The organism is Pseudomonas lurida, from assembly GCF_013522705.1.
GTDB lineage: Bacteria > Pseudomonadota > Gammaproteobacteria > Pseudomonadales > Pseudomonadaceae > Aquipseudomonas > Aquipseudomonas quebecensis.
This window is the reverse complement of record NZ_JAAMRE010000050.1, coordinates 1-10,000: the sequence shown is the minus strand read 5'-3', so window position 1 is coordinate 10,000 and position 10,000 is coordinate 1. Positions and strand designations below refer to the sequence as shown.

The window sequence follows — 10,000 nt, the reverse complement described above, 5'->3', positions numbered from 1 at the left end:
GTGTGGGGGTGTGGTGGGGCGGATGGCGCTATCGGGGGCAAGCCCCCTCCCACCTTTGAATTGTGAATACATTCCACTGTGGGAGGGGGCTTGCCCCGATAGCGCCCGAACGCACAACAAAAAACCCGCGCCTGTCACCAGAACGCGGGTTTCTCTTAACGCCTCAGGCGATCAACGCTCCAGCAGAATCCGCAACATGCGACGCAGCGGTTCGGCCGCGCCCCACAGCAGCTGGTCGCCGACGGTGAACGCGCCCAGGTACTGGGTGCCCATGTTCAGCTTGCGCAGACGGCCCACCGGCACGTTCAGGGTGCCGGTGACCTTGGTCGGGCTCAGCTCCTGCATGCTGATCTCGCGGTTGTTCGGCACCAGCTTGACCCATGGGTTGTGCTGGCTGATCAACGATTCGATATCGGCGATCGGCACGTCTTTGTTCAGTTTGATGGTCAGCGCCTGGCTGTGGCAACGCATGGCGCCGATGCGCACGCAGATACCGTCGACCGGGATCGGACTCTTGAAGCGACCAAGGATCTTGTTGGTCTCGGCCTGGGCCTTCCATTCTTCACGGCTCTGGCCGTTCGGCAGTTCCTTGTCGATCCACGGGATCAGGCTGCCGGCCAAAGGCACACCGAAGTTCTCGGTCGGGTAAGCATCGCTGCGCATGGCTTCGGCCACGCGGCGGTCGATGTCGAGGATCGCGCTGGCCGGGTCGGCCAATTGATCGGCGACAGCCGCGTGGGTCGCGCCCATCTGCTTGATCAGCTCGCGCATGTTCTGCGCGCCGGCGCCGGAAGCGGCCTGATAGGTCATGGCGCTCATCCACTCGACCAGCCCGGCTTCGAACAGGCCGCCCAGGCCCATCAGCATCAGGCTGACGGTGCAGTTGCCGCCGACGTAGTTCTTGGTGCCGGCGTCCAGTTGCTGGTCGATGACCTTGCGGTTGACCGGGTCGAGGATAATCACCGCGTCATCCTGCATGCGCAGGCTCGAGGCGGCATCGATCCAGTAACCCTGCCAGCCGGCTTCGCGCAGCTTGGGGAACACTTCGCTGGTGTAGTCGCCACCCTGGCAGGTCAGGATCACGTCGAGGGTCTTGAGCTCGTCAATGCTGTAGGCATCCTTGAGCGGAGCAATGTCCTTGCCCACGGACGGCCCTTGGCCACCCACGTTCGACGTGGTGAAAAACACCGGCTCAATAAGATCGAAATCCTGCTCTTCCAGCATCCGCTGCATGAGCACGGAACCGACCATACCGCGCCAACCGATCAGACCTACACGTTTCATCGCAACTACACCTTGTTAAAAAGTGGGCCGCCTTGCAGCAACAACTGCAAGCGGGCCCGAGAGATTACAGATTCCGCAGCGCGGCGACTACTGCGTCGCCCATTTCTTGCGTACCGACCCGGGTGCAACCCTGCGACCAGATGTCGCCGGTGCGCAGGCCCTGGTCCAGCACCAGGCTCACGGCCTTCTCGATGGCATCCGCCGCGTCGCTCAGGTTGAAGCTGTAACGCAGCATCATCGACACCGACAGAATAGTCGCCAACGGGTTGGCAATGCCCTGCCCGGCGATGTCCGGCGCCGAACCGTGGCACGGCTCGTACATGCCCTTATTGTGGGTATCCAGGGACGCCGAGGGCAGCATGCCGATGGAACCGGTGAGCATCGAGGCCTGGTCGGACAGGATGTCGCCGAACAGGTTGTCGGTGACGATGACGTCGAACTGCTTGGGCGCGCGTACCAGCTGCATCGCCGCGTTGTCGACGTACATATGGCTCAGTTCGACGTCCGGGTAGTCCTTGGCCACTTCCTCGACGATCTCGCGCCACAGTTGGCTGGAAGCCAGGACGTTGGCCTTGTCCACCGAGCAGACCTTCTTGCCGCGTACGCGGGCCATGTCGAAACCGACACGGGCGATACGGCGGATTTCGCTCTCGCTGTACGGCAGGGTGTCATAGGCCTGGCGCTCGCCATTTTCCAGCTCGCGCACACCGCGTGGCGCGCCGAAATAGATACCACCGGTCAGCTCGCGTACGATCAGGATGTCCAGGCCCGACACCACCTCCGGCTTGAGGCTCGACGCATCGGCCAACTGCGGATAGAGGATCGCCGGGCGCAGATTGCCGAACAGGCCCAGTTGCGCGCGGATTTTCAGCAGGCCGCGCTCAGGGCGGATATCACGCTCGATCTTGTCCCACTTCGGGCCACCCACGGCGCCCAGCAGCACGGCATCGGCGGCGCGGGCGCGGTCCAGGGTTTCGTCGGCCAGGGGCACGCCGTGCTTGTCGATGGCAGCGCCGCCGATCACGTCGTGACTCAATTCGAAGCCCAGGCTGTACTTGCTGTTGGCAAGCTCCAGGACCTTGACCGCTTCGGCCATGATTTCCGGACCAATACCGTCGCCAGGGAGAATCAGAATCTGCTTGCTCATGGGTTCCTCATTTCATCGAGCGACCTGCCCGCGGGCGGGTCGGGAAAATTAATCAGCGTTCGGCCCAGACCACCAGCACGTCGGTGCTGAAAGTGCCGTCGGCCTGAATCTCGTAGTAATCGCGCACTTCCTGGCCCATCGCCTGCTGTAACTCAAGGATCGCCGCGCGCAACGCCGGCGGTGTACGCATGCGCTCGACCCAGGAGGTGTATTCCAGGCGCAGACGCTGGCGGCTGCTGTTGCGCACGTGCAAGCCGGCTTCGCTGAGCTGGCGCATCCACTCAGCGCCAGAGTAATCGCGCACATGGCTGGTGTCGCGCAGCACTTCGACGGTTTGCAGGTAAGTGTCCAGCAACGGGCTGCCGGGTGACAACACATCGATAAAGGCCGCCACGCCGCCCGGCTTGAGCACCCGGCGCACTTCGCGCAGGGCCAGGCCCAGGTCGCTCCAGTGGTGAGCCGAATAGCGGCTGAATACAAAATCGAACTCGCCGTCGGCAAACGGCAGGCGCTCGGCGGCGCCGTTTACCGTGCTGATATTGGTGAGACCGCGATCCTGCGCGGCGCCAGCCACTACGTCGAGCATCTGCTGGGACAGGTCGTAGGCCACGACTTCCTTGACCAATGGCGCCACATGGAAACTCACATGACCGGCACCGCAGCCCAAGTCCAGCAGTCGTGCACTGCCCTGCCCCGCCAGCTCGGCCTGGAGCAGCGCGAATTCTGTGCCCTGGGCGTGCACGGCACTGCTCAGGTAGGCCGAGGCCTGTTCGCCGAATTGTTTTTGCACGACTTGGGTGTGGGCGGTGGCGTTCATGGTGTTTCCCCTGGATTTGTGTTGTTAACACTGGCCTCATCGGGGGCAAGCCCCCTCCCACATTTGGAATGCGGGCCCCTGTGGGAGGGGGCTTGCCCCCGATGGCGGCGGTCCTGCCTACATCAATTTACGCGTCACGAAACAACCAAGGCTGGCTGGCCCGGTGTTTGGCTTCGAACGCCGCAATCGCATCGCCGTCCTGCAAGGTCAGGCCGATATCGTCCAGGCCATTGAGCAGGCAGTGTTTGCGGAAGGCATCCACTTCAAAGTGGTACACCTTGCCGTCCGGACGGGTCACGGTCTGCGCGGCCAGGTCTACGGTCAACTGGTAGCCCACAGTGGCTTCCACTTGCTGGAACAGCTCGTCCACCTCGGCGTCGCTCAGGATGATCGGCAACAGGCCGTTCTTGAAGCTGTTGTTGAAGAAGATGTCGGCAAAGCTAGGCGCGATGATGCTGCGAAAGCCGTATTCTTCCAGCGCCCACGGCGCGTGTTCACGGCTGGAGCCGCAACCGAAGTTTTCCCGGGCCAGCAATACACTGGCGCCTTGGTAACGCTCGGCGTTGAGCACGAAATCCTTGTTGAGCGGGCGCTTGGAGTTGTCCTGATAGGCGTAGCCCACGTCCAGGTAACGCCACTCGTCAAACAGGTTAGGGCCGAAGCCGGTGCGCTTGATCGACTTCAGGAATTGCTTGGGGATGATCTGGTCAGTGTCGACGTTGGCACGGTCCAACGGTGCGACAAGACCGGTGTGTTGGGTAAAAGCTCGCATCGGGTATTCCTCAGATCAATTCGCGAACGTCGATGAAACGACCGTTGACGGCAGCCGCAGCGGCCATGGCCGGGCTGACCAGGTGGGTTCGCCCACCGGCGCCCTGGCGCCCTTCGAAGTTACGGTTGGAGGTGGACGCGCAATGCTCGCCGGATTCCAAACGGTCCGGGTTCATCGCCAGGCACATCGAGCAGCCCGGTTCACGCCACTCGAAACCGGCTTCGAGGAAGATCTTGTCCAGGCCCTCGGCCTCGGCTTGCGCTTTGACCAGGCCCGAGCCCGGCACCACGATGGCTTGCTTGATGGTCGAAGCTACTTTGCGGCCTTTGGCGATCACCGCCGCGGCGCGCAGGTCTTCGATCCGCGAGTTGGTGCAGGAACCGATAAACACGCGGTCCAGCTGGATGTCGGTGATCGCCTGGTTGGCCTTCAAACCCATGTACTTCAAGGCGCGCTCGATGGAACCACGCTTGACCAGATCGGCTTCCTGCGCCGGGTCCGGCACGTTCTGGTCGACGGCCAGCACCATTTCCGGCGAAGTGCCCCAGCTGACTTGCGGCTTGATCTGGGCAGCGTCGAGTTCAACCACGGTGTCGAACACCGCATCGGCATCGGACACCAGGTCCTTCCAGGCTTCGACCGCAGCGTCCCAATCGGCGCCCTGCGGTGCGAATGGACGACCTTTGACGTATTCAACGGTCTTCTCATCCGCCGCCACCATGCCCACACGCGCACCGGCTTCGATGGACATGTTGCAGATGGTCATGCGGCCTTCGATGGACAAATCGCGAATCGCGCTGCCGGCGAACTCGATGGCGTGGCCGTTACCGCCGGCGGTGCCGATCTTGCCGATCACCGCGAGGACGATGTCCTTGGCGGTCACGCCGAACGGCAAGGTGCCTTCGACGCGTACCAGCATGTTCTTCATCTTTTTGGCGACCAGGCACTGGGTCGCGAACACATGTTCCACCTCGGAGGTGCCGATGCCATGGGCCAGGGCGCCGAATGCACCGTGGGTGGAGGTGTGCGAGTCGCCGCAGACCACGGTCATGCCCGGCAAGGTGGCGCCCTGCTCCGGGCCGATCACGTGCACGATGCCTTGACGCACGTCATTCATCTTGAATTCGGTGATGCCATATTCATCGCAGTAATCGTCGAGCGTCTGCACCTGCAGGCGCGACACCTGGTCGGCGATCGCTTCGATGCCGCCCTTGCGCTCTGGAGTGGTCGGTACGTTGTGGTCCGGGGTAGCAATGATGGAGTCGACGCGCCAAGGCTTGCGCCCGGCCAGTCGCAGGCCTTCGAACGCTTGAGGCGAGGTCACTTCATGGATGATGTGACGGTCGATGTAGATCAGCGACGACCCGTCATCGCGCCGTTTCACTTCATGGGAATCCCAAAGCTTGTCGTAAAGCGTTTTGCCGGCCATCAGTCGGTCCTCATCAGCGGTATTTCATACGCCGGGCTTTTCAATAACCCTTTGGCTTGTGAGGCTGATGGTATGGCGCTACATTAAATAACTCAAATTCATATTTTTTATGCTTTGGATTACCAACTGGAATACGACAATGGACCTGGCCAACCTCAACGCTTTCATTGCCATCGCTGAAACCGGCAGCTTTTCCGGGGCCGGTGAGCGCCTGCACCTGACGCAGCCGGCCATCAGCAAGCGCATTGCCGGCCTGGAGCAGCAGCTCAACGTACGATTGTTCGATCGCCTGGGGCGCGAGGTCGGCCTGACCGAAGCCGGACGCGCCCTGCTACCGCGCGCGTATCAAATCCTCAATGTGCTGGACGACACCCGCCGTGCCCTCACCAACCTCAACGGCGAAGTCAGCGGACGGCTTACCCTCGCCACCAGCCACCACATCGGACTGCATCGCTTGCCCCCGGTGCTGCGCACGTTTACCCGGCAATTTCCTAATGTGGCGCTGGATATTCAGTTTCTGGATTCGGAAGTGGCCTACGAAGAAATCCTGCATGGCCGCGCTGAAGTGGCGGTGATCACCCTGGCGCCCGATCCTCATCACCTGGTAAGTGCCACCCCGGTGTGGGACGACCCACTGGATTTCGTGGTCGCGCCGGAACACAGCCTGGCCGGCCATGGCCGTGTGAGCCTGGCCGATATTGCCGGCCACCCTGCGGTGTTCCCCGGCGGCAACACGTTTACCCACCATATCGTCAGCCGGCTGTTCGAGGCCCAGGGGCTTACCCCGAATATCGCGATGAGCACCAACTACCTGGAAACCATCAAGATGATGGTATCCATCGGCCTGGCCTGGAGCGTGCTGCCGCGCACCATGCTCGACGACCAGGTGGCCAGTGTCGCTTTGCCGGGCATACAGCTCAGTCGCCAGCTAGGCTATATCGTGCACACCGAAAGGACGCTGTCGAACGCTGCGCGGGCTTTTATGAGCCTGTTGGATGCACAGGTCGAATTGCCGGGGCAACCGGCATGAGCCTGTGCGTCCCGGTTTCCTGAAGTCAAGCCGCGCTGTTTGCCCATGAGTGAGCCAAGGCCCTTTGATAATGCGCACCCCCGTCGATTCCGTGCCACCGCTGCCTCGCATCTACGCCCTCGACCCTCGCGAGGCCGAACAAAGCTGGGACAGCGCCCCGCAACTGCTGGCCGCGCTGAACGCCGCGCGATTGGGCGCCTGGTGCTGGGACATCGACAGCGGGCGTATCAGTTGGTCACGGGGCACCCAGGCGCTGTTCGGTTTCGATCCACGCCAGCCCTTGCCCAAGGACCTGGACTACCTCGAACTGCTGGACCCGGCCGACCGCGCCCGCGTGGTGCGCGCTTTTCATGCGGTGCTGGCGGGCGAGCCGTTCGAACAGGCCATGCACCACCGCATCCAATGGCCCGATGGCACGTACCATTGGCTGGAAGTCAACGGTAGCCTGCTGCCGGACAAAGCCGGACGTCGCCGCATGATCGGCGTGATCCGCGAGATCACTGAGCAGCGCGAGCGCGAACGTGCCCTCAGGCACTCCGAAAAGCGCTTCGCCACGCTGTTCCACCTGTGTCCGAATATGGTGCTGCTGACCCGCCAGGCCGACGGCCTGATCAGCGAAGCCAACCAATATTTCGAGATGCTCTTCGGCTGGCCTCTCGCCGAGGCGCTCGGCCGCACCACCCTGGAATTGGGCCTGTGGCGCCATCCCGCACAACGCGCGCAACTGGTCAAAGCCACCCAGCGCAAAGGCCAGCCCATCACCATGGAGGTGCAATTCTGCGCCAGCAACGGCCAAGTCCATGACGGCACGCTCAGCGCGCAAAAAGTCGAGCTCGAAGGCGAGGCGTACCTGATCAGCACCTTTCTCGACACCACCGAACGCAAGAACGCCGAGCAAGCCCTCAAAGACAGCCAGGAACGCCTCGACCTGGCCCTGGACTCCGCGCAACTCGGCACCTGGGACTGGCACATCCCCAGCGGCATGCTCTACGGTTCGGCCCGCGCCGCCCAACTGCACGGCCTGCCGCCGGAGCCCTTCCATGAATCCTTCGACGCGTTCTTCGAGGGCATGCCCGAGGAAGAGCGCGACAACATGCGCCACGCTTACCGTACCCTGCGCGAAGGCCCGGCCGGCAGCTATCAACTGACCTACCGCGTGCCCATGGAGGACGGCAGCTCGCGTTACCTGGAAAGCCGCGCCCGCCTGTACCGCGACGACCAGGGTGCGCCACTGCGCATGGCCGGGACCCTGCTGGACATCACCGACCAGGTCGAACGCGAACAACGCCTGAGCGCCTCCGAAGAAAAATTCGCCAGCCTGTTCCAGGCCAGCCCCGACCCGATCTGCGTAACCAGCCAGGACAGCGGCGTGTTTATCGAGATCAACCCGGCCTTTACCCAAACCTTCGGCTGGACCGCCGCCGAGGTGCTCGACAAGAACGCCGACCAGATCGGCCTGTGGGACGACGCCAGCCAGCGCGTCGGCAGAATCGAGCGGGTGATTCGGGAGAAAGCCCTGAATAATGTGGCCGTAGTGGCCCGGCATAAGGACGGCCGCAACCTGACCTGTGTGATTTCCAGCCGCCTGATCAAAGTGGGCGATCAACCGTGCATTGTTACGACCTTGCGCGACATCACTCAGCAGCAACGTTCGGAGGCCGCCCTGAAAGCCAGCGAAGAGAAATTCGCCAAGGCATTTCATTCCAGCCCGGACGCGATCTCGATCACCGAGCGCGACACCGGCCGCTACGTGGAAGTCAACGATGGCTTCTGCCGCCTGACCGGCTACCGATCCGAAGAAGCCATCGGCCTGACCCTCTACCAGATCGGCATCTGGGCCGATGACAACCAGCGCTCGGCGCTGCTGGCCGAACTGCAGATAAAGGGCCGCATCAACCACCTGGAGATGCTCTGGCGCAACAAGCGCGGCGAGTTGCTGGCCGTGGAAGTCTCGGTGGAGCCCATCACTTTGAATGAAATCCCGTGCCTGCTGCTGACGGCGCGGGACGTCAGCCTGTTGAAAAACGCCCAGGCGCAGATTCGTCACTTGGCTTATCACGACCCGCTGACCAACCTGCCCAACCGCGCGCTGCTGATGGACCGTCTCAGCCAGCAGATTGCCTTGCTCAAGCGCCACAACCTGCGCGGCGCGCTGCTGTTCCTGGACCTGGATCACTTCAAACACATCAACGACTCGCTCGGCCATCCGGTGGGCGACACCGTGCTGAAAATCGTCACGGCGCGCCTTGAGGCCAGCGTGCGCATGGAAGACACGGTGGCGCGCCTGGGCGGCGATGAGTTCGTGGTGCTGCTCAGCGGCCTGGAGGGGTCGCGCCTGGAGGTCAGCCGCCAGGTGCAGGGCCTGGCCAACACGCTGCGCGAGCTGCTCTCAGAGCCGATGTTTCTGGATGGTCACCGCCTGCAGGTCACGCCAAGCATGGGCGTGGCGTTGATTCCCGATCACGGTTCCACGCCGGCCGATTTACTCAAGCGTGCCGACATCGCCCTGTACCGCGCCAAGGACTCGGGCCGCAACACCACTCAGATGTTTCACAACAGCATGCAAAGGACCGCCAGCGAACGCCTGCGCATGGAAACCGACCTGCGCCTGGCCCTGTCACGTGGCGAGTTCAGCGTGCACTACCAGCCCCAGGTTGACGCGCGCGGCAACACAATCGTCGGCGCCGAAGCGCTGGTGCGCTGGCAACACCCGCAACTGGGCGCGCAGTCGCCGGCGGAATTTATCAAAGTGCTGGAAGACAGCGGCCTGATCCTGGAAGTCGGCACCTGGATTCTCGATGAGGCCTGCGCGGCGTTTGGGCAATTGCTTCAGGAAGGCAAGATCGACCCGTTGAATTTCAGCCTGTGCGTGAACATAAGCCCCAGGCAGTTCCGCCAGAACGACTTCGTCGAGCGAGTGGAGCGCAGCCTGCTGCAGCATGCCCTGCCCTGCAGCCTGCTGAAGCTGGAAATCACCGAAGGCATCGTGATTCAGAACCTGGACGACACCATCAGCAAGATGCGCCGCCTGAAGAAACTCGGCGTGAGCTTTGCCATGGATGACTTCGGCACCGGCTACTCGTCGCTGACCTACCTCAAGCGCTTGCCGGTGGACGCGCTGAAAATCGACCAATCGTTCGTGCGCGACGCGACCCACGACCCCAACGATGCCGAAATCATCCGCGCCATTGTGGCCATGGCCCGCAGCTTGAATCTGGAGGTGATTGCCGAAGGCGTGGAAACCCCTGAGCAACTGGCGTTCCTGCAAAAACTGGGCTGCCATTTATACCAGGGGTACCTGCACAGCCGACCGTTGCCGATCGAAGGGTTTACGGCACTCTTATAATGACGCAGACGCCCGCCGAACTTTAAACAACAGCAACCACTTAAATAAGGTTCTTCACGGATTGCCGGGAAAGACGCTCTTGATCTTCATGAAAAAGAATTCGCTGTCCCGGTAACCGTACGCCATTCGTTTGATGACCTTTATTCGATTGTTTATTCCTTCCAACTGACCGGTG

8 protein-coding genes are annotated in these 10,000 nt (G+C 62.2%); 2 read left to right on the top strand and 6 right to left on the bottom strand.

The window, feature by feature from the left end; translation table 11 throughout:
- Nucleotides 1-171: 171 nt before the first annotated feature.
- The 5 genes from asd to leuC all read right to left on the bottom strand — a co-directional run bounded on the left by asd (nucleotide 172) and on the right by leuC (nucleotide 5,449).
- Nucleotides 172-1,284, bottom strand: coding sequence for an aspartate-semialdehyde dehydrogenase (gene asd / locus G7025_RS26340; protein WP_181081916.1), 1,113 nt, complete (start codon nucleotides 1,282-1,284; stop codon nucleotides 172-174).
- 64 nt (nucleotides 1,285-1,348) lie between these two features.
- Nucleotides 1,349-2,431, bottom strand: coding sequence for a 3-isopropylmalate dehydrogenase (leuB, locus tag G7025_RS26335; protein ID WP_181081915.1), 1,083 nt, complete (start codon nucleotides 2,429-2,431; stop codon nucleotides 1,349-1,351).
- 52 nt (nucleotides 2,432-2,483) lie between these two features.
- The gene (locus tag G7025_RS26330) at nucleotides 2,484-3,248 is read right to left on the bottom strand and encodes a class I SAM-dependent methyltransferase (RefSeq protein ID WP_181081914.1); all 765 of its coding nucleotides are present in this window, start codon (nucleotides 3,246-3,248) and stop codon (nucleotides 2,484-2,486) included.
- A 127-nt stretch (nucleotides 3,249-3,375) separates the two neighbouring features.
- Nucleotides 3,376-4,020 carry a 3-isopropylmalate dehydratase small subunit gene (gene leuD / locus G7025_RS26325; RefSeq protein WP_034099174.1) on the bottom strand — a complete coding sequence of 215 codons (645 nt, stop codon included), beginning with the start codon at nucleotides 4,018-4,020 and terminating at the stop codon, nucleotides 3,376-3,378.
- A 10-nt stretch (nucleotides 4,021-4,030) separates the two neighbouring features.
- Nucleotides 4,031-5,449 (bottom strand): 3-isopropylmalate dehydratase large subunit, encoded by a 1,419-nt coding sequence (gene leuC, locus G7025_RS26320; protein ID WP_181081913.1) that lies wholly within the window; start codon nucleotides 5,447-5,449, stop codon nucleotides 4,031-4,033.
- 139 nt (nucleotides 5,450-5,588) lie between these two features.
- On the opposite strand from leuC, the gene G7025_RS26315 reads away from it, so the two are divergent.
- Both G7025_RS26315 and G7025_RS26310 read left to right on the top strand, forming a co-directional pair.
- Nucleotides 5,589-6,479 carry a LysR family transcriptional regulator gene (locus G7025_RS26315; protein WP_181081912.1) on the top strand — a complete coding sequence of 297 codons (891 nt, stop codon included), beginning with the start codon at nucleotides 5,589-5,591 and terminating at the stop codon, nucleotides 6,477-6,479.
- 70 nt (nucleotides 6,480-6,549) lie between these two features.
- A complete protein-coding gene (locus G7025_RS26310; protein ID WP_181081911.1) occupies nucleotides 6,550-9,825 on the top strand; it encodes a PAS domain S-box protein in 3,276 nt (1,091 codons plus the stop codon).
- 54 nt (nucleotides 9,826-9,879) lie between these two features.
- On the opposite strand, the gene G7025_RS26305 is transcribed toward G7025_RS26310, so the two are convergent.
- On the bottom strand, nucleotides 9,880-10,000 hold a 121-nt coding region (locus G7025_RS26305; protein WP_141228961.1), incomplete at its 5' end, for a transposase.

Excerpts from the sequence above, each read along its gene's own strand:
- asd (WP_181081916.1), bottom strand. The coding sequence starts at position 1,284 with ATGAAACGTGTAGGTCTGATCGGTTGGCGCGGTATGGTCGGTTCCGTG.
- leuB (WP_181081915.1), bottom strand. The coding sequence starts at position 2,431 with ATGAGCAAGCAGATTCTGATTCTCCCTGGCGACGGTATTGGTCCGGAA.
- G7025_RS26330 (WP_181081914.1), bottom strand. The coding sequence starts at position 3,248 with ATGAACGCCACCGCCCACACCCAAGTCGTGCAAAAACAATTCGGCGAA.
- leuD (WP_034099174.1), bottom strand. The coding sequence starts at position 4,020 with ATGCGAGCTTTTACCCAACACACCGGTCTTGTCGCACCGTTGGACCGT.
- leuC (WP_181081913.1), bottom strand. The coding sequence starts at position 5,449 with ATGGCCGGCAAAACGCTTTACGACAAGCTTTGGGATTCCCATGAAGTG.
- G7025_RS26315 (WP_181081912.1), top strand. The coding sequence starts at position 5,589 with ATGGACCTGGCCAACCTCAACGCTTTCATTGCCATCGCTGAAACCGGC.
- G7025_RS26310 (WP_181081911.1), top strand. The coding sequence starts at position 6,550 with ATGCGCACCCCCGTCGATTCCGTGCCACCGCTGCCTCGCATCTACGCC.